Annotated in this window: 8 protein-coding genes; 2 read left to right on the top strand and 6 right to left on the bottom strand. The window is 75.0% G+C overall.

All coding sequences use genetic code 11. The features are described 5' to 3' along the window. Window positions 1-26: 26 nt before the first annotated feature. From ABZ861_RS08690 to ABZ861_RS08680, 3 genes are all read right to left on the bottom strand, one after another. Window positions 27-1,220 (bottom strand): PP2C family protein-serine/threonine phosphatase, encoded by a 1,194-nt coding sequence (locus tag ABZ861_RS08690; protein WP_361625900.1) that lies wholly within the window; start codon window positions 1,218-1,220, stop codon window positions 27-29. A 245-nt stretch (window positions 1,221-1,465) separates the two neighbouring features. Then, window positions 1,466-11,275, bottom strand: a complete 9,810-nt coding sequence (locus ABZ861_RS08685) for a hypothetical protein (RefSeq protein WP_361625897.1) — start codon at window positions 11,273-11,275, stop codon at window positions 1,466-1,468. A gap of 208 nt (window positions 11,276-11,483) precedes the next feature. Next, the gene (locus tag ABZ861_RS08680) at window positions 11,484-14,147 is read right to left on the bottom strand and encodes a CHAT domain-containing protein (RefSeq protein WP_361625894.1); all 2,664 of its coding nucleotides are present in this window, start codon (window positions 14,145-14,147) and stop codon (window positions 11,484-11,486) included. Window positions 14,148-14,500: 353 nt separating this feature from the next. Between ABZ861_RS08680 and ABZ861_RS08675 the strand changes: the two genes are divergently transcribed. Together ABZ861_RS08675 and ABZ861_RS08670 are read left to right on the top strand one after the other, a co-directional pair. Next, on the top strand, window positions 14,501-14,845 hold the full coding sequence (locus tag ABZ861_RS08675) for a hypothetical protein (protein WP_361625891.1): 345 nt from the start codon (window positions 14,501-14,503) through the stop codon (window positions 14,843-14,845). Further along, complete coding sequence (locus tag ABZ861_RS08670) at window positions 14,842-15,804, top strand: hypothetical protein (RefSeq protein WP_361625888.1); 963 nt, start codon at window positions 14,842-14,844, stop codon at window positions 15,802-15,804. Before ABZ861_RS08675 ends, ABZ861_RS08670 begins: the two co-directional genes overlap by 4 nt. A gap of 102 nt (window positions 15,805-15,906) precedes the next feature. On the opposite strand, the gene ABZ861_RS08665 is transcribed toward ABZ861_RS08670, so the two are convergent. Genes ABZ861_RS08665 through ABZ861_RS08655 form a run of 3 tightly spaced genes read right to left on the bottom strand, consistent with a single transcriptional unit; the run spans window position 15,907 to window position 20,075 of the window. Further along, window positions 15,907-16,299, bottom strand: a complete 393-nt coding sequence (locus ABZ861_RS08665) for a GtrA family protein (RefSeq protein WP_361625885.1) — start codon at window positions 16,297-16,299, stop codon at window positions 15,907-15,909. Further along, complete coding sequence (locus tag ABZ861_RS08660; RefSeq protein WP_361625882.1) at window positions 16,299-17,249, bottom strand: glycosyltransferase family 2 protein; 951 nt, start codon at window positions 17,247-17,249, stop codon at window positions 16,299-16,301. Before ABZ861_RS08660 ends, ABZ861_RS08665 begins: the two co-directional genes overlap by 1 nt. Window positions 17,250-17,267: 18 nt before the next feature. Continuing rightward, entirely contained in the window at window positions 17,268-20,075 is a 2,808-nt protein-coding gene (locus ABZ861_RS08655) for a YfhO family protein (RefSeq protein ID WP_361625879.1), read from the bottom strand. Window positions 20,076-20,310: the final 235 nt, after the last annotated feature.

The following is a 20,310-nucleotide window of genomic DNA, read 5'->3' as shown; positions in this document are numbered from 1 at the left end:
TCGGAGTGCGTTCGTCCCGCGGGCGCTCAGGTGCTCGCCCTGCGGCCTTCGGTGACGGGGCCGCGCCAGTCCAGGCACATGACGGTGGCGTCGTCCTTCGGCGGCCGGCCGTCATAGGCGTCGGCGACCGTGGCGACCAGGGTGCCCACGACCTCGCGCGGGTGTTCGGCGGCGGTGGCGAGGATCAGGCTCGGCAGATCGACCGTGGCCGCTTCCCGTTCCTGCACGCCGTCGGTGTAGAGCACGAGACGGTCTCCGGGGCGCAGGTCGATGTCCTGCACCAGGTAGGGGCTCGATGAGGGGACTCCGAACGGCACGTTCACCGCCAGGCGCACCTCGCTGACCTCGCCGTCGCGCAGCCTCAGCGGCCAGGGGTGGCCGGCGTTGACGAGTTGGGCGCCGGTCCCGTCCAGGGCGATGCGCAGCAGTTGGCCGGTGACGAAGGTCCGTCGCCCGTGGTCGAGGATGGCGTGATGGACCTGGCGGGCCTGTTCGGCGAGGTCAGCTCCGGCGCGGCGGGCGCCCCGGGAAGCGTTGACCGCGAGGGTGGCGATGAGCGAGGCGTCGACATCGTGGCCCATGGCATCGGTGATCGAGAGGTGCAGGGTGTCGTCGTCGAGGCTGTAGTCGTAGGTGTCGCCGGCGATGTCGGAAGCCGGAATCAGCGCGCTGGCGAGGGCGAACGAGGGGGCTTCGCAGGAGGAGGCCGACGGCAGGAGCTGGCGCTGGATCTCCGCGGCCAGGCTGACGGCGGTGGTGCGGTTGCCCCAGTGGTACAGGTCGGTGAAACGGCGGTCCGTGACGATGATGTACGCCAACGCGTGCGCGGCCTGCCCGATCTCGTCCAGCGCGTCCTCGGTGACCTCGGTGAGGAACAGCTCCAGTACGCCGATGGAGTCACCGCGATGGCTGACCGGGGCCAGCACCCGCACCCCCTGCTCCCCCTCCGACGCCTCCACCAGCTCCTGGGTGCGCAGCACCTTGTCGTAGACGCTGCTGCCGACCAGGGGGACGCGCTCGGCGCGGTCCTCCTGCACGAACTCCGCCGTGTCGCTCACCCGCAGCAAGCGCCGGCCCACGACGTCGACGAACAGGAACGACACGTAGTGCGCACCGAACCGGTCGCGCAGGCTGCGCGCCACGACGTCGAGGGACTCCACCGGCGCGGCGGTCTCCGCCGCCGCCAGTACCTCGGCCAACCCGATCAGATCACGCGCCACCACATCAGCCTCCCACCATCGCGGGCCCTTCTACCCCCTCACAGCCAGGACGTGCCTCGGCCGCCGCGTCGGAGGCGGGACGCGCGGCGCGGACGCCCCGGCGGGAAGCAGGGCTCAGGTCACCGCGGAGGCGGCCGCATGCCGGCACGATCACCTCGAAGTGCTGAGCAGGGGAGTCGGCGGACGGCGCCGACTCAGGCACGCGGTCACCGGCGGCCGAGCGCTTCCGTCGGCGGACGAGCGGCCTACATTCGTTCGCCTCCGTCCGGCTCGGCGGCTGCCGCGAGCACCTGCTCGGCGAGCGTCCGCGGGCCGCGGTCGATGCGGCGCGCCGCCGGCAGGAGCGGGAGGGGGACCTCCAGCGCATGGCGCAGGCACTGGAAGAGCAGGTCGCGCTGCGCCTCGGTCAGCGCGTCCTGCGCGACGCTCTCGCCGACCGGCGGATGGAGGGCGCGGCCGAGCGCCGCGAGGGACGAGAGCACGTCGGCGCCCGCGGCCAGGTCCTCGCCGGGCGGCAGCTCGCCGATGGAGGCGAGCACGGCCCGTGCCACGGGCGCGGACGGATGGTCGTGTCCGACGTCGCCGATCTGCCCGAGGATCCCGTTCCCGTAGGCGCGCGCCGCGCGCAGCTCGATGTCGTCCATCTCCGGGGGAAGGCGCAGCGCGCGCAGGCGGCTGTCGGACGGCCGCGGCTCGGCCGGTCCCCCCGCGACCCAGGCCCGTGCCAACGGCTCCACATGCAGCGAACGGATCGCGCGCAGTCCGGTCTGGTGGGCCAGCAGGACGGCCCCCCGGGCGTAGAGCGGGTCGGTGCGGCCGACGGACTCCATGACCACCGCGGCCGCGACCAGCTCCGTCAGCTCCGCCTCGTGGTGGCCGCCCAGATGGAACGCCGCTTCGCCGTGGGCGCGGAGCCACTTGTGCAGGGCATCGGCCTGACTGTCGCAGTCGTCGCCGAGCAGCAGGTAGACGGCCTGGCCCACGCCGCCGCCGGCCGTGCCGCCCTCCAGCCTCTTCAGGTACGTGTCGCGGATCTGGGCGTGCCGCTCCGCGGCGCCGGCCGCGGCGCCGGTCGTGATCCGGGCGGGCAGGTCGAGCAGGCGCTTGCGGCGGCCGTGGACGACCACCTGCACGGCCGCCGGCGCCTCGGCGGCGCCCAGCGCCGCCACCTCCGTCACCAGCGACTCGGCCGGCTGCGGGTCGGAGGGCAGGGCCTGTAGCCGGAGCAGCACCCCGGAAGGCATCAGCCGGGCCGTCATCTGCTGGAGTCGAGCCTCCTCCGCGGTCCCGGCGCCCGCGGCGCTCTGCGGCATCAGGGGTTCCACCCGCAACTGCTTCCCCAGGCGGAACTCCTGCCGGGTCCGCAGCGTCTCGCGGACCTGGACGACCGACACCGAGCCGTCGTGCATCCGCCGCACCCGCACCGCCCGCCGCGGAGCGACGAGTCCTTCCCGCAGTTCCCGCGCCGTCGGGCGGCTCAGCCACGACGCCTCCCGCGCGGGCATCCAGAGCCAGCCCTGGTCGTGCTCCGCGCGCAGCAGCAGCCCCGCGGGCGCCTCGGCCGGCCCCAGGACGCCGACGGGCACCGCGTCCAGCTCGTCCTCGTACGGATACGGCGAGGCGAGCGGCAGCCGGGTGGCGACCTGCGCGGCGGCCGCCGGCCGGCCGGCGGCGGGCCGGGAGTCGCGCCCTCGCGGGGACCGCCCGGCGGGGTCCCCGCCGGGCGCAGGCGCCGACAGCCAGCACCAGACCATATGCCCTCCGTCGGCCAGGAACCGGCCCGCCTCCTCGGCCCACTCCTCCGGCAGCCCCGACACCACCCGGCGGACCGGCAGCGAGTGCAGCGCGCCGCCGTCGCGCAGCACCAGCGCGTTCCCCGTACCGGCCAGCACGGAGCAGAGCAGCAGTCCGCGACGGCCCATTCCTCCGCCCGGCTGCCGCCGCCGGGAGACTGTGACGGTCGCGTCCTCGATCCCCTCGACGGTCACCGGCAGCGCTCCGCCCAGCGCCCGCAGCGTTCCCGCGCCGTCGGCCGCCAGGAGCCGCCGCAGCCACTGGCCGCCGGGCCACCCGGCGGGGTCGGGCGTCAGCTCGACGGAACGGCCGGGCAGCCCGAGCAGCGCAGGCCGGTCCTCCTGGCCGATCCCGAGCAGGGCGACGTCCCCCGGCTCGGGCGCGGGGGCGTCGGGCCCGGACGCCGGGCGGAGCCGGTTGGTCGGCTCCAGCAGGGCGGCGGCCCCGGGACGGTACGCCTGCTCCGCGCCGTACGACTCGCGGAAACCGGCCAGCGGGTACGTCAGCGCGAAGGCGCCGTCGCCGAGCCGCACCCCGGCCTCGTCGTCCGCGCCGGCGGGCCGGGCCGGGAGCCAGACGCGGTCGGCGCCGTTGGCGGACCAGGCGGCCCGGGGCCCGGGACGCCATTGGAGGAGCCGCAGCCGGCGCGGCTCGGTCAGCTCTCGCTGGAGGATCTCCAGACGGACCAGGTCCCCGGGTCCGAAGCGGCTCCAGTCCAGGTCGTCCAGCGCGATCCCGGAGGGGCCCACCACGATCCTGCCGCTCATCTCGACCACGCGGCCCGGACTCAGCTCGAGCCAGAGCCCGTGCGGGGCGGCGCCCGGGGAGGCGACGGCGGGGCCGGCCACTGTGTACCAGGCCGACCCGGCGGACCCCGCCGGGCGAGGCCGCTCGGTGAGCGCGGTCACCGGACCGCCGAAGGCGGCGATGTGCTCGGGGCGGTAGCGCAGGGTCCAGGCGCCCGTGCCGTCTTCGTCGAAGAAGACCGGCTCGTTGGCCAGGGTGCGGCCGGTGATCGGGTACTCCCGGGGGCGGCCGTGGCGGACCGGATGTCCGGTCCGCCGGTCGTGGTAGCCCCAGACGGACGCGCAGCGACCGCGGATCTCGGCCACGGAGCCGTCCGCGAAGCTCAACCGAGCCCAGGGCAGCGGGAATTCGGGCTCGGCCGGGGGGCCGCCGACCGCGGCCACCGGCCGGGCCAGCGGCTCCGCGTCCCGGGTGCGGACCCGGGCCGCCCGGATCCCGTCCCCGGCGGCGGGCGGTCCGGCCTTGGCGTCCCTGCCCCGGCCGCGCACCACCGCGAGCCGTGGATGCGGGGCGTTGAGCAGCGGGCGGCCGTACCGCTCCTCGGCGCCGACCGACAGCGCCGGCAGCCCCGCCACGGTGAACATCCCCGGGTCCTGCGGGCTGCGCGAGCTGTTCTGCTTCAGCAGCGGGGACTTGGGCAGCAGCAGCGCCGGGCGGCCGCCGGGAAGACCCGCAAGGTAGGTGTCGTCAGGGCGCTGCACCAGGTCGAGTCGCAGCCGGTCGTTCCCGGCGTCCAGGGACAGCCGCACCAGCGTGCCCCTGCCGGCCCTCCGGGCGACGGTCCGGTCGGCGTACGGCGGCAGGTCGAAGACCACGCCCGGCATGATCTCCACGCGGCGACCGTCCTGACCGGCGAGCACGGCGAACACCCGTCCGCCCGCGTGGCTGACCGCGCTGACCAGGGTCCGGTGGTCCCGGACGGGAGGATCGGTGAGGTCCGCCACCCAACGGCCCGTCTTCTTCTCCTGGTCCACTTTGACCAGCATCACGTTTCCGCGGAGGCGGCCGACCCGGTCGCCGGGCCGGCCGTCGGCGCCCTCGTCGAAGAGCTGGGCGAGCAGGTACTTGCGGACCGAGAACCTGTCCCGTGACACCCGCACCACCAGAGGCGGCACGTCCTCGGGCTGGAGCACGGAGTCCGGCAGCCGGAACTCCAGCAGCGTCTCGTTCTCGTCGTCGGTCCTGGTGATGTCCCCCGCGACCATGAACAGATGCTCGCCCGCCGCCACCCCGGAGTCGTGGGCGCCGATGAACTGCGGCACGACGTAGCGGAACACCCGGAGCCTGCCCCGGCTCTCGCGGTACTGGTCCGTGTCCAGACGAGCCAGGATCCGCAGCTCCTCGGCGAGGATCCGCCGGTCGGCGAGATGGCGCAGGACGACGGTCACGCTGTCCGGGTGCAGTCGGGCGGCGATGGGCCGGGAGAGGGACTGGTGGGCGTCGAGGGACGCGCCGTCCCCGCGCAGCCGCACATGGCTGATCGCCACCCGGCCGTTCGCCGCGTCGGGGCGGATGGTGACCTCGTGCAGGATGTGCTTCCCGGCTTCTCGGTACGCCAGGGTCCCGGTGCGGATCTCCACGTCGTCGGGCAGGAAGTTCACGCGCAGTCTGCCGCTCGACGCGTCGGCGACGAAGTCGGCGCGCACCAGCCGGTCGCCGTGGAAGAGCGGGAAGCCGTTCTCCGGCCCGCACGGGCCGCCGGACAGGGTCAACTCGTCCTGCCCCAGGAGCACGGTGTTGCCGTGCCCCCATTCGAAGCGCCGTACCTCCTCGCCGTCGGCCTCCTCCAGTCCCACGTAGTACAGCGGGGGGTTCAGCCGGCGGCGGGACGCCGTCTCTCCCGGGGTGAGCTGTGCCACCGCCTCCGCCAGCGCTTCCACCGGCACCGGCGGCGCCGACCGGGTCGACGCGTACAGCCGCGCGTCGGCCTCCACCACGACGGCGCGCACCCCGGTCTTCGGATACGGGTTCCCCGCCACGAACGGCTCGTCGCCGGGCAGGAGCGGCAGCCTGCTGCCCGCCACCAGGAACTGCCTCGGCCGCCCGGACCTGAAGTCTCCCAGCTCTCCCGTCTCCAGCGGTGACTCACCGGCCGCGAGGAGCTGACGCCAGGTCTGCTCCCGGGACCTGGCCCGCCGCTCGACCTCCCGCGCGGTGGCTCTGGCGCCCGCCCGCACCGAGAACCGGCGACGGAGCTGGACGAGGCCGCCCGTCCGCCGTTCGACGGCGAACCCGACGCCGTCGACCAGCCCCTGGTCGGCCGTCTCGACGGGGACGGCGCCCACCAGCTCGGCGCCGCCGAAACTGGCGATCACCCGCACCAACTGCCGTTCGGTGCGCTCGCGCACGTCGTCCAGCCGCTTGGTCAGCACACCGGCGGGGCGACGCTCGCCGGGCGTCGCGTGGCTGACCGCGATCCGCGCCTCGTCCTCGCGGCCGTAGACCTGCGCGGGCTGCCCGGCCCCGGGCGCCAGCAGCCGGCCGAGGTGCTGCCAGGGGGCGGAGGGGCGTTCCGTCATGGTGGTCCGCTCGTACAACGGCGCCGCGTACAGCCGGCGCGGCACGAACTCCCATCCGCCGTCGGCACGGCGCGCGGTGAACGTCTCGCCGGTCTTGCGGTGCGGGTTAGGGAAGAAACCCACCGGCAGGTCGCAGGCGCGCACGGCGCCGTCGATGCGCAGCCACACCCCGCAGCCGGTGACCTTGTGGTCGCCGCCGCGGTACACGGCCACCACCAGGCCCTGCAGCACCTCCGGCAACGGCTGGGACCAGCGCAGGACGCCCGCCATCTCCTCGTCGGTCGGCCGGAGTTCGGCGGGCTGCCGGTTGCGCCTGGGCTCGTGCACCCGGCTGATCTCCACCTGGAGACCGCCGGACCGGGGCGCCTGGTCGAAGAGCAGGGCGTCGCGCTCCACCAGCACGGTGAAGTCGTCCTCCACCACGGCCTCGACGATGCTGCCCCGTAGCTGCCTGGCGCTCCTGATGTGCTTCACGGGGAACCGCCGGCCCCGTCCGACGTCCCAGAACTGCGCGAACCGCTCGGCCGACGCCACCCTGGCGTTCGGCAGCGGCTGCGCTCGCAGCGCCTCCCCGGTCACCCGGCAGCTCCTGGCCCCCTCCTCGTCCCACTGGTCCGGCCGGAACCCCCGCCTGCCGCCGCTCATCGCCTCCAGTCCGGCGGCGTCCACCGGCAGCCACCGTTCGAAGCCCGCGTTGAACGGGAACCGCTTGGCGACGCCGACGTCCACATGCCACGCCCCGCGGCGCTGCACCGCCGTCCAGTGATGCTCCTCCGCGTCGGCGAACAGGTTCAGCCAGTCCGTGTTGCGGGTGTCGTGGCCGGCGCCGCGGCGCAGACCCGGCCAGGGCCCCTCCGTGCCGGACGGGGGGTCGGGCAGCACGGTCAGCCGGGGCTCGGCGCCCTCGACCAGCCCCGCGTACACCAGCAGGCCGGGCTCGGTCAGCAGCTCGGCCAGCCTCTCGCCGTCGGCCTCCCAGTCGGACGGCCACAGCAGGTACGAGCGCCCGGCGCCGGTGGAGAACCGCCACGCCCCGTTCTCCTCGGGCCGGCTCGGCTCGCCCGGACCGACGTAGACCAGCACCGCGGCCCTGGGAGCATGCTCCGGACCGCCCCAGGGCAGGTCGTCGGCGATCAGCTCGGTCAGGGTCCTGTCGGCCGGCGCCCACAGTCCGAGGTCGGCGTCCCAGCGGGCCAGGGTCGCGACCGCCGCGGCGGTCCGCGGCCGGTCGCCGGGGGCGACGGTCCGGGACAGGTCCGGCTCCCAGCGGGACGACAGGCTGTGCCCGGCCTTCGGCCCCTCCCCCGGGACGCCGTCCACCTTCACCCGGAGTTCGCCGTCGGCCCAGCGGACGTGGGCCGTGCGCAGCTCATCGGCCACCGGCGCCGGGCGGCCCGCGCCGTGGGCCTCGTCCCCTCGCTCCTGCTCCCAGCCCCGGTCGGGACCGCGCCAGCACACCCGCACCACACAGGGCTCGCCCAGGCGCAGCGCCTTGCCGCCGCCGTGCACCCGCAGCGGCTGCCCGGCGCCCCAGTTCATCCAGCCGCCGGTCGGCTCCACCGCGCACACGGTGCCGTAGACGCTGTGCGGCACGCTGCTCTGCCGCCACCTGGCGAGCTGCTGCTCCCGCGCCCGGGGCGGCAGCGCGGTGAGGTCGGTGATCCGGGCCTGGTCGTCACGGGTGGCGACCAGGTAGCCGCCGAGGTCCACCTGTTCGTCCCCGGAAGCGTGGCGCATCCCCTGGGCGACCACGGTCCGCGGGTCGGGCTCGCCCGCCCGGGAGGCGCGGCGCTCGCCCGCGTTCAGCTCGATCCGGCGGCCCGCCGGGCTGAGGCCGTGCCGCAGCCAGCTCTGCACGAAGACCCCGCCGAGGGTGTCCCCGGGGTCCCAGCCGAGGTCGGTCCGCGCGGTGACGGCGACGAAGTTGCGTACCTCCGTGTCGATCTCCGCGTCGGCCAGCCGCCGGTCCAGCAGTTCCCAGGGGCCGCTCACCGGCATGTGGCCGCGCGGATCGTGCCACCGCTTGCGCCGTACGGTGTCCAGGGCGCGCACCCGGAGCCGGTTCAACTGCGCCGGAGGGAGCGCGGCCTGCGAGCCGGCGCCGTCGGCGGGCGGGCGCATCGCGTCGAAGAGCCGCTGGTAGTAGCGGGGCGCGCCGGCGCTGAACGCGATGACGTTGTCGGTCACCCGCTCCAGGATCTGCCGCATCCGCTCCTGCGCGGCGGGCCCCCGGTCGGGCAGGGCGAAGAGGTCGACGGCCGCCCCGCGGATGTGCCTGGCCCATTCGTCGGGGGCGTTGATCTGGGCCATCCGGGCGAACCAGCTCTCCACCCATGCGGGCTGGTCGCCGGGGCCGCGCGGGTCGGTGGCCCTGAGCAGGGCGGTGAGCCGCAGGGTCTCCATCGCCATCGCGTGCGGCCCCTCGCCCACCAGGTCGTCGACGGCCTCCTCATTGCGCCACCAGTCCGCCGCCTCGTACGGCGGTGCGGCCAGCAGCCGCCTCCAGCTCAACGGTGGAAACGCCTCGCGCCCCTGGGACTTCGCCCGTGCCTTGTCCGCCTCGTACTGCGCCCGTACGGCGTCCAGGTCGGCCATCCAGTCGAAGTCCACCCGCACCTGGACGCCCGGGTGGTCGCGCCGCAGCAACTGCGCGAAGGGGAGCGCCGAACGTCCGGAGGGGTCGGGCTTCGCGGTGGACATCGGCCGCAGGTCGACGGCCGGCAGCCGCTCCGCCGCCGTGGCGAGCACCCGGCGGGCGTGTTCGGTGCCGGGGTCGAACCATCCGCCCCCGGTCCGACGGCTGCTTCCCGGGCGCCGGACCCCGGAGGCCGACTCCTCGATCCACAGCCGGGCCCCGTTGAGCGCGGGCCGCCGGAAGAGCAGCTCCCACTGCCTGCCCCGTGCCGCGTGGCCGGGCGCGTCCTCGCCGACGTCACCGGGACCGTCGAGCAGGAAATCGGCGAACGTCCCCGCCGGGAGCCCCGCGTACATGCCTTTGCCGGCCCTCTGCACGGTGCGGTGCGCATGCCACACCAGTGCCGCCAGCGACGACGGCACCGGGAGCGCCGGGCGCGCGATGCGGCGCAGGTCGTTGAGGAAGAACCGGCAGCCCGTGTCGCTGAAGACGTCCTGGACGTGGAAGAGGAACGCGACCGCGGCGTCGGTCGGCAGGCCGGGGAGCGCTCCGGCGGCGGGGCTCCCGGCGGGGGCGTGGGGCGACGCCGGCTGCTCCTCCGCGGTGCTGTCGGCGCCCGCTTCGCCTGCGGCGGCAGGGCCGGGCGACCCTGTCGGCGCCGGATCAGCGCCGTCCGCCGTCGCCCGTGCCGGGCCCGCTCCGTCCGCTGTCGCCGTTGCCGGGCCCGCTCCGTCCGCGGTCGCCCGTCCCGGGCCCGCTTCGTCCGTCGTCGCCCGTGCCGAGCCCGCGCCGTCCGCCGTCACCCCTCCCGGGCCCGCGCCGTCCGCCGTCGCCCCTCCCGGGCCCACTCCGGCCGCCGTCACCCCTCTCGGGCCCGCTTCCTCCGCCGTCGCCCCTCCCGGGCTCACTCCGGCCGCCGCGGCGGCCGTCGTGGGCCCGGGTCCCGTCGTGCCGTGCCGCAGGACCCGTACCGCCGTGGTGGACAGGGCCGCGATCCGGAGCAGGCCTATGCCCTCCGCCGCCGGGTACTGGGCGACCGCCTTGCGGCGTTTCGGCTCGACCGCGCCCACGGCGAAGCGGTCGTCCTTCCGGCGCAGCCACGGCGAGCACACCGCGTGCGGGGGCATGCCCGTGGGATCGCCCTGGTGGGTCAGGGCGAGCGCGGCGGACTGCCTCCGTCCGGAACCAGCCGACCCGGTCGGCGTGTTCGCGCAGCAGGCCAGCCACTCCGTGATCCTGCTCCGTTCCGACTCCGTCGGCTCCGGCGACTCCAGCACCGCCACACTGCCCGGCTGGTCGGCCGGCGGCCCCCACCAGCGTCCGGCCACCTCCAGACACGAGGCGGGCCGGTGGACGGCGAACAACTCCCAGAGCACGAGCTGCCACAGCGAGGTGCGGACGATCCGGTCCGGCGTGTGCTGCCCACTGCCCAGCCGGGCCCGGACGACCTCCCTGGCCGGCGACTCGCGGAAGCCGCCGAACAGGGAGCGGTGCCCGATCCCGGTGGCGATCTCCTCCTCGATCCGGGCGGCGAATCCCGGGTCGTCGTCCGTCCGGGGCGCGAACCGGCCGTAGGCGGCGGCTGTCAGCAGATCCGGTTCGAGGTCCGCGGCGCCCCGGCTCGCCCCGATGAGCGAGTCGCACACGATCTGCTCGTCGTCCGCGCCGGGGGCCGCCCGCAGCACCGCGGCGGCGGCCAGCAGCAGGGCGAGCCGCCCCGACCCGTGTCCCAGCGCCCGTGACACCACCGCCGGCCACTCGCCCGGCAGACAGAACGGGGCCGCGGCGTCCTGGTCCGCCTCGGCCAGCCGTTTGAGGAGGGTGAGCGCCACCGTGTCCGGCACGAAGTCGGCGAGATCCTGATAGGGCGTCAGTCGACTGCTCGTGGTCCTGGGGAGGCCCTCGCTCGATCCGTGGTGGGGGCTGCCCTGCTCCAGCAGCCGGCCGAGCCGGGTGGCGAATCCCGGACCGGGGCCGCGCAGCGCGTCGGCCAGCAGGTCGGCGATCTGGGTGCGCAGCGCGTCGTCGTCGGGTGCGGCCCAGCGGGCGAGTTCCTCGCACAGCTCGGTCGCCGCGCTCAGGGCCGTCGCGTCGAAGGCGCCGCGCGCACCGGCGGCCAGGACGGCGTCGAGCGCCCGCAGCCGCAGCGAGGGCTCGCACAGCGTGAGCTGTTCCAGGGCCGCCGCGTACTGCATGGAGTCGCTGTCCGGAGAGCGCAGGATCTCCATGATGTCCAGGTAGTCGGCGGTCTGCCGGATCGTCAACTGGAGGCAGGTGCAGAAGTACCAGTCACTGAGCATGGGAGTCTCCTGAGCGCTTCGAGCGTGAGCGGTGACGCGGCCGGCGGGGCCGGGTGGTGCGGAGCCGAGTGAAGGCGGAGGCGAGTGAAGGCGGAGGCGAGTGGAATCGGAGGCCGGTGGAATCGGAGGCGAGGAGCGGCGGAGCCGGGAGGAATCGGAGGTGAGTGGCGGCGGAGGCGGGCGGGTGCGCCGCGTGGTGACGCGGGCGTCAGCCGGACATGCCGTCCGGCAGGAACAACCCCTTTCTGATGGCGGCCCATTCGGCTTGCTGGGCGTCCCGTTCGGCGTGTTCCCGGGTGAATCCGACGACCCGGCGCTGCGCCTCGGGCCGGCCGGACAGCAGCCTCACCGCGTCGGCCCTGAGCGGCCGGGAGGCCAGGGCCGCCCAGAAGGCCATGCTCAGCCGGCCGTCGCCGCCCGCGACCAGGTCGCTCGCCGTCAGCCGGTCCCCGACGCCTGCCCGCAGCGCGGTCGCCGCCTCGCACGGGCTGCGGACCGAGAGCAGGTACGCGCGGTCGGCAGCGTCCCGAGCCACCGGGTCCGCAGCGCACAGCGGCACCGCATCGGACCGCAAGTACATGAGAACCGCGCGCAGTTCGGGTGAGACCAGCCCGTCCCACAGGCCGGCCGGCGGCAGCGCCGCCTTGGGGTCCCGGGGGGCCGAGGGCCCGCGCCGGAGCAGGCCGAGGACCAGGGTGTCGAGCACCCGGCGCGGAAAGAGCGCGGGCGGCAGCGCGGACGGCGAGACGGGACGTCCGGCTTCCTCCGCGGCCGCCAGCCAGTGGTCCAGGTGCTCCTCCCGGGTCGCGGCGGCGGCCAGCGAGGCCGCGCGCATCGGCTCGTCGCGTTCCCGGGCGAACAAGGCGTACAGCGGCAGGGGGTCCTCGCTGTCGGCGTCGCGCGCGTAGTGGAAGAGGAAGACCGCCTCCCGCGCCATCGGGAGGTCATGGCGGACGATCTCGTCGTAGAGCTTGCGCAGTTCGCGCTCCCGCCGCTCCGCGCGCTCGTCCCGGGGATCCGGTCGGTCCTCGGCGGCGGCCAGCGCCCGGCTGAACGCGGCGGACGGCCCGGACGCCTCGGGAGCCTCGGGCGCCGGCTCTGGCCGCGGGCCCGGCAGCACCCGGGTCGCCACCAGCGCGGAGAATCCCGAGTCGTCCCCGCCCCGCGGCGGCAGCCGCCGTCCCGCCTCCCGGGTGGCGTCGAGCAGCGGGGCCGGGTCGTCCCCGGTGAGATGGACGAGGAGGGCCGCGCCCGGCAGCCGCGCGTGGACGGCCGCGGCCAGTTCCGCCGCCCGCTGGACCACCTCTCCCCCCGGTTCCACCGGGAACCGCAGGACGAACCCCATGGCGGAGCCGGTCGGCTCCGCCGCCAGATGGCTGTCCCAGCGGACCGGGGGACGCGCCAGCCGCCGTATCTCGGCCACCGAGCCCGGAATCCGCCGTGAGTCTCCGGCGATGCTGAACCACTGGCGCCTAGGCGGCAGTTCGACGGGCTCGCTGGACGGGTCCCAGGTCAGGTCGCGCAGCGGTCCGTTCTCGACCGCCCCCAGTTCGCTCGCCGGATTGGCCGCCGGATCCAGATCGGCCAGCACCCCCCGGAACGGCCCGCGGTCCAGGCCCCACAGGACGTCGAGCCGCACCGGCCCGCCGTCCTGCGGGAGCGGCGCCCCCCGGCCGGTCCTCGGCAGCGGGGCCGGGACCGGGTAGGCGCTGAGTCCCCGCGGGTCCTGCGGCTCGGCCCGGGGCGACAGCCGTAGGCCGGCGGCGCGCTCGGAGGTGTGCAGGACGGGCAGCCACCACCCCCCGGTCATGGACTCCCTGGCGACGGCCAGGGCGTTCTCGACCGACCGGTGCTCCGCCAGGCCCTTGAAGAAGCCCTCGGCCAGGGTCATCGCCTCGTGGTGGCGGATGATGCCGCGCATGCCGATGACGCACGGAACGCCGGAGCGGACCAGGGTCTCCGCCAGCCCGCTCCAACTGTCCCCGCCGGACCCGGCCGGGCCCTCGGGTCCGTCGGCGCCAGCCGGCCCCGAGGTGCTGCACCCGGCGAGCAGCACCACCGCCACCCCCGCCCGACGCAGCAGCCCGGCGAGTTCGGCGGCGGGCAGCAGCTCGGGCCGGGCGGCGCCCCGCGGCCCCTCCCCGGCGAGCAGGATTCCCTCGGGGAATCCGTGACCGCCGAAGTAGAACCCGTAGGCCGTGGTGTCGAGATGCCGGCGGAACTGGGTCGACGACGGTGAGTCCGGCAGCTCGTGACGGGCGAAGGAGCCCCACTCCAGCGCTGCGGTGATCGTCTCCCTCTCGCTGAACAACGGGCCCGCCGCGCCGATGCCGAAGTCGCCCCCGGGGTCGGAGAGCCCCAGGGCGGTGCACACCACCACCGTGCCGTCGGCGTCCGCGGTGCGCGCGGCCCAGGGCACGGCGGCGCCGTCGGCCGGGTGGTGGCGCACCACCGAGAGACCCGGACGCCGCACCAGGAACTCCCTGCGCTCGGAGGCCGCTTCCTCCGACAGGGGAACGCCCGCCAACTCCCACGGGACGGCCGACAGCCGCGGGTCGTCCGTCTCGATCCGCAGCCGCACGCCCCGTCCCGCGCTCACCTCGGCGCTGTGCACGGATCCGAAGCGCCTGCCCACCTCGCCCGGGAGCAGCAGTCTCCCCAGCTTGCTGGGGATCAGCGAGGCGGGTTCTTGCGGATTGCCCCGGAGTCCGGCGCCGAACGAGGCCGTGGCAGGGAGGCGCCGGCCCCCGCTCGCGCGGACGTCCTCCTCCACCGCGTACGCGACGATATCCGGCCGGCTCGCCCCGTCGGGATCGAACATCAGGCGGACGGTGAAGTCCCGGTAGCTCTCCGGGCGTTCCTGCCCCAGCACTGATCCCCCCTCCCCGGCGCCCCCGCCGCGCACCCCCGCTGTCCGCGCACCCCCGCCGTCCGCGCGCAGCCGCGCGGAAACGCCGCAGACCCGAATCATTCACCTTACGAGCAGGATCCGCGCCATCTGAGCGAAACGGCTTTACTGTCGGACATCTCCTGGCACCATGTTCCCCATATTTTCGGCCAATTGATCCTTGTGTGCTTGTCCGACTCGGCGACGCCCTCGACGGCCGCCGCGACCATCGGAGGTGGGTCATCGATACCTCGGCGTCCGAGGCGTCTTCCGACGATCCGGGTGGAACGAACCGGAGACCCTACCGCTGTGCGGAGGAGGCATACGTACGCGCGGCCATGCGGCGCCCCGGCTGGGCGGCGGTCGGCGCGGAGGCCAAGGAGGCACTGGAACTGCTGTGGAGGGAGGGCGAGCACCTCGGGCGGCGGGAGTTCGTCGATCGGCTGCGCGACGTCATCGACGGTGACGACCCGTTGGCCGACCTGGTCGAGACGTGCGAACAGGCGGAACGGGAGGGGGAGCGCGGCGGGGTGCTGTCCGTCGCGGGGAGGGATCCGGCCGCCCGCTGGTGGGAGTGCCCGTCGGCCGACTGCGACACGCGGGTGCCGGGAACGTACCGGGAGCCCCTGGGCCTGACCCACTGCCCGACCCACCCGGCCCTGGCACTGCGGTCGGCGCCGTGATGGAAAGTCTGGTCAAGCCTCTCATCGAGCCGCTGACCTCGCGCTGGCGTGAGGCGGCACTCGGCGCCTCGGCGCTGGTCTGGCTGGCCTTGGCCCTGCTCTACCTGCTCAGCCACCCGTGCTCCGCTCACTGCGCGTCGGCCGCCCCCTGGCGCCGGATCGCGGAGAGCCGCGCCGTGGGCCCCGGACTGCTGATCGTCGCCGCGGTCGCCCTGGTCGTGGCCACGGCCTTCCTGGTCTCCGCGGCGGCCGATCTCCTCTTCGCGGTGCTGTGCTCCGACGGCTGGGTGCGCGGCCGCCGCCCGGTGCTCCGGCTGGGCGCCCGGCTGCTGGCCGTGCAGAGCGGCCGGCGCCGGCGCTACGCGCTGCGGATCGGCCGGCCCTTCGTCCTCACCGCGGACGAGACGCGCTTCGGCGTCGAGGACCGGCGCCTCGGACAGGGGAGCGCCGCCGGGAGCCGGCGCTGGCCCTCCGCGCGCATGACGCGGCTCACCGCCTGCGGGAACGCGCTGGCGGCCGTGAGCGAGCGGCTCGAACACCACCTCGGCCTCGATCTGACCGTGGTGTGGCGCCCGCTGGTGGCCACCCTCCCGGAGGACGCCACGGCCCGGCTGTCCGCCTGTAGCACCACGGTCCTCAACCGGTGCCGGCACCTGGTGGCGGCGCTCGCCGCCGCCCCGCTGGCCGGGCTGCTGCCCTGGCGTTACGCCGGGATCTGGCTGGCCTGCTGCGCGGTCGGCACGGTGGTCTTCTATCTCTCGACGGTGGCGGAGAGCCGCAGGTTCGCGGAGGAGGTGCACTGCGCGGTGCTGCTCCACCGGGGCGGCCTCTACCGCGCGCTGGGCGTGGAACCGCCCGCCGGAGCGGCCGACGACGTGACCAGCGGGCGCCTGCTCAGCGAACTGCTCCGCTCCTACGAGGGACGGGCCCCGGCGCCGCCTGTGACGTATCGGTGGTGACACCTGGGCCGTGTGCGAGGTGATCGTCCGGCGCCGTCGGCGGGCGCCCGGACGACACTCTCGTCCACGACCGTGCGGGCGAGAGCCCTCAGCCGGCCTTCGTCACTGCATGATCCGGCGGGAGATGACGAAGGTCACCGGGATCGCCGCCGCGGACGCCAGCAGCGGGGCGAACCTGCTCCCGGCGTGCAGCACGTCGACGATCACGTAGACGCCCGCCGTGGTGAGGACGAAATTGGCCGCGTTCGTCAGCGGGAACAGCAGGAATTTCCGCCATGTCGGCCGCGTCCGGTAGGTGAATCGCGCGTTCAGGAAAAAGGATCCGGTCATGCTGAGCAGAAATGCCAGGACGTGCGCGAGAAGATAGGGGAAACGCGTGAGGAACAGAAGGTAAAGAGCGTAATAGGTGGCGGTGTTCACGACGCCGACGGCGGCGAACGTCGCGATCTGCCGCGGCATCGGGCGCGGCGGCGCGGGGGGCGGGGCGGTGAGCATCAGGGGATGAGGTCCTTCGTCCGATCCACGTTGGTGGCCTTCACCAGGAAGTGCGGGCGGCCCTTGACCTCGTAGTAGATCCGGCCGGTGTACTCCCCGATGACGCCGAGCATCACCATCTGCACCCCCGCGAGCGCCGTGACCGCGGTGATGATGGTGACATAGCCGGGGGTCTCGACTCCGTTGACGAGCGCCGCGCCCACGATCCACGCGGTGTAGAGCCCGGCGCACAGCAGCAGGGTCATGCCCAGGTGGAGCGCGGCGCGCAGCGGCCTGTTGTTGAACGACAGCAGCCCGTCGAGTCCGTAGTTGAGCAGCGACTTCAGGGTCCAGGAGCTGCTGCCGTGCTCCCGCACGGCGTTCTCGTACTCGAAGGTCGTGCTGGGGAAGCCGACCCAGGCGAACAGGCCCTTGGAGAAGCGGTTGTACTCGGTCAGGTCCAGCACGGCGTCCACCACGCGCCGGGAGAGCAGCCGGAAGTCGCCCACGCCGTCGACGAGTTCGACGTCGACGAGCCGGTTGACCATCCGGTAGTACAGGCGGGCGGTGAGAGTGCGGGTGATCCGGTCGCCGCGTCGGCTGCGCCGGGCGAGGACCTGGTCCCAGCCCTGTGCGCGCAGCTCGACCATGCGGGCGATCAGCTCCGGCGGGTGCTGGAGGTCGGCGTCCATGACGACGACGGAGTCACCGGAGGAGTGGCGCAGTCCGGCGAGGAGGGCGGCCTCCTTGCCGAAGTTGCGGCTGAAGGAGACGTAGCGGACGCGCGGGTCGCGGTCGGCGAGCCGCTCCAGCAGGGTGAGCGTCCGGTCGCGGCTGCCGTCGTCGACGTAGACGAACTCCATGTCGTGGCCGAGCGGCAGGAGGGCTTCGGCGACCTTCTGCACCTCGGCGTGGAAGCGTTCGATGACGTCTTCCTCGTTGTAGCAGGGCGCGACGATCGAGATGAGCATGGTGATTCCCGGGGGCGGTCAGAGAGCGCTGGTCGCGCGCTCGCGTGGGCGTGTGGTCGTCGGCGGGTGTTCGGGGCGCCGCCCGGCCCGCCGGGCGCGGAGGGCGGCGAGGGCGCCGAGCAGGACGAGCGAGAGGAAGCCGAGCAGCGAGGCGCCGCCCACGGCCAGGCCCAGGCGCAGGCCGGGCGGGCGGAACGTGCAGGTGAGGGTGGTCGGCGCGGTGGATCCGGAGGGCAGCGGCACGGCGATGAGCCCGTACCGCTGCCCGGCGGGGACGACCGGGGCGTCGCCCGCCGCGCACCGCCAGCCGGCGATCCGGGGCGCCGCGAGGACCGCAGTCCCCCGGGCGCCGGCCGGGAGCGTCGCCCGGACCTCGCCGTCCGAGACGCTGACCGACGTGGCGCCGGTGGTCTTCAGCCGCTGGACGGCGGCGCGCAGCCGTGCGGTGTCCAGGCAGCCGACCGCGCCGTCCGGGATCGTGCCGGTCCCGGACGGGAACAGCTCGATCCGCAGCCGCCCGGAGGGCGGGACGGCGCCGAGCGGCTCCATGGCGGCGATCTTGGTGACCGGGTGGTCGGACCGGAACCGTCCGACCGGCCCCGGCCCCGGTCCCGCCCCCGCGTCGCCGGTGAGCCGCGCCGTGCCCGCGAAGTGCGGCGCCCACAGGTAGACCTCGCTGCCGGCGGTGCATCGGGCCGTGATCGACGGCTGGCGCGCGGCGGGAGCGCCGTGGCGCGGGCCGTCGACGAGCAGGCCCGGCCGGTCGTCGCGGCTGCGCTGAGGCGGCCGGCCGGCGGCGGTGCGCACGGTGATCCGGGGCACGGTGTAGACGCGGGCGCCCAGCAGCAGCTCCTGGTTGCGGTAGGGCGAGGGGCCGAAGGCGGCGAGGCCGGTCGGCGTGTGCGCGGGGACGGCCGGGCGCACGGTGACCAGGGGCGGCACGTCCTGCCGGGACACCGTGACCGGGCCGCCGCCCTGCGGGTTCCAGCGCTGGTGAGGGTCCGGCGGGGAGTGCACCCGGGCGCCCACCGAGAAGACCGCGTCGGTGACGGCGTTGTCCAGGCTCTGCACGCTCCGGCCGCGCGAGGTCCAGCCGCCGCCGAGTCCGGTGAGCATCCGGCTCAGCACGTCGGCGGTGAGGCTGCTGTAGTACTGCGCGCCCTCGCCGCCCACCATCAGCGGGTCGTTGCCGACGGTCTGCTCCCGGCCCGGGTCGGTGCGGCTCCGCGGCCAGTCGTCGGCCCGCGCGACGGCGTCCGCCTGCCGCTGCTGGCGGGCGCCCCAGGGGGCGTAGTCGTCCAGGTGGGCCAGGCGCAGCCGGTCGGCCACGCCGTAGGTGGCGGCGGCCTCGCCGAGCTGCGTGCCCACCAGCAGAACGGCGGCGAGCCCGGCGAGCGCGGTGCGTCGCCCGGCGAGCGCGGTGAGCCGGCCGCCGAGCACCGCGCGCCGACCGGCACGGTCGGCGGAGTCGGCGCGGCTGGCGCGGTCGGCTTGATCAGCTTGGTGGGCGCGGTCGGCCGGAAGGCGGGCGCCCCCGGCCTCGTCTCGCTCGGCGCGGCGGAGCAGGAGCAGTCCGGTCAGCGCGCCGGCCGCGGCCAGCAGCAGCACCGGCCAGGCGAAGGAGCGCACCAGCGGGCTGCCGCCGGCCACGGCGGCGATCAGCGCCAGCAGCGCGGCCGCCGGCCCCAGCGCGCGCAGGTCGGGCAGGCCGTAGGAGAGCGAGTGCCAGGCGGCGATCACCAGCAGCGCGCACAGCACGAACGTCTGGCGGTACGGGCTGCCGTTGGGCGTGGCGAAGGCGTGCCAGGCCAGGTGCGTCGGCTTCCACTGCATCGACAGGGCCACCGCGACCGCCAGGAGCGTCCATCCGGCGCGCACCCGCGGGGGGACGGCCCGGTGGAAGGGCAGGGCGAGGGCGAGCAGCAGCGCCGTGGTGCCCACGAAGACCGCCGGTGAGGCGAAGCCGTACGTGGTGGGCAGCAGGCGGGCCAGCCAGTCCTCGGCGGACACCGGGGCGAAGTGCGTGACGCGGCCGGGGTAGGCGTGGCGGGTGCCGAAGTAGACCACCACGACCAGGGGCGCGGCCAGGCCCACGCCGAGGGCGACGGCGGTGGCGGCCCGGCCCGCGACGGCCAGCGCCCGACGGCGCGGCGTGCCGGTGAGCCACAGCCGCAGCAGCAGCAGCAGCGCGGCGCCGATCGTGGCCATGTAGGCGGTGTAGAAGTTGGCGATCCAGGCGCCCGCGACGATCAGCACGCCCAGCGGCAGGCGCCGTCCGGTGCGCGCCCACTCGCCGACCAGGCAGAGCAGGGGCAGCGCGATCAGGCCGTCGAGCCACATCGGGTTGTACGACGCCTCGGCGACGGACCAGCCGCACAGGGCGTAGGCGGCGCCGAGGAGTCCGGCCGCCCACCAGCGTCCGGGGCGCAGGCACAGCAGCAGACAGGCCATGGCGGCCCCGGCGGTCGCCGTCTTCGCGACGGTGACCGCGTAGACGGCGAGGTCGATCCGGTCTCGCGGGAACAGCGCCACGAGTAGCGCGAACGGGCTGCTCAGATACGTCCCGAGGTCCGGCAGGAAGCTGGCGCCGTAACCGGACTGCCAGTTGACGAGCAGGCCGCCCTGGGCCCGGCCGTGCAGCAGGTCCCACAGGTGGGCGTGGAAGGGCACGTACTGGTTGCCCAGGTCGTTGACGCTGCGGGTGCGCGGCCCGAAGGGATAGCTGCCCGCGAGGGCGTCGCCGGTGCAGAACGCGGCGAAGGTGAGGGCCGCGGCGAGCAGCGCGGCGGCGGGCCGCGGTCTGCTCCGCAGGGTGGATCGGTCCATTTCTCGGCAAGTCCCCGGTCGGATGAGGAATGTCGGCGCCCGGTACGGGAAATCGACTCCCCGCGCGCCGCTGTGCACCGATTAGACGGGCGGTCTTTGACGTTAGTTGTATCGCTGCCCGTGAACAATGCATGAATGAAAGCCTTCTGTCGCGGTTTTCGTGAATTCCGTGACCGACAGGGAAACGAGAGCCGTATTCGGCGTTATCCGCGGGTTAATGAATTCGGCGCCGGGC

This window comes from Streptomyces sp. NPDC046985 (assembly GCF_040644415.1).
Classification (GTDB): Bacteria; Actinomycetota; Actinomycetes; order Streptomycetales; family Streptomycetaceae; genus Streptomyces.
This window is presented reverse-complemented; position numbering and strand designations above follow the sequence as displayed.

Excerpts from the sequence above, each read along its gene's own strand:
- ABZ861_RS08685 (WP_361625897.1), bottom strand. The coding sequence starts at position 11,275 with ATGCTCAGTGACTGGTACTTCTGCACCTGCCTCCAGTTGACGATCCGG.
- ABZ861_RS08675 (WP_361625891.1), top strand. The coding sequence starts at position 14,501 with ATGCGGCGCCCCGGCTGGGCGGCGGTCGGCGCGGAGGCCAAGGAGGCA.
- ABZ861_RS08665 (WP_361625885.1), bottom strand. The coding sequence starts at position 16,299 with ATGCTCACCGCCCCGCCCCCCGCGCCGCCGCGCCCGATGCCGCGGCAG.
- ABZ861_RS08660 (WP_361625882.1), bottom strand. The coding sequence starts at position 17,249 with ATGCTCATCTCGATCGTCGCGCCCTGCTACAACGAGGAAGACGTCATC.
- ABZ861_RS08655 (WP_361625879.1), bottom strand. The coding sequence starts at position 20,075 with ATGGACCGATCCACCCTGCGGAGCAGACCGCGGCCCGCCGCCGCGCTG.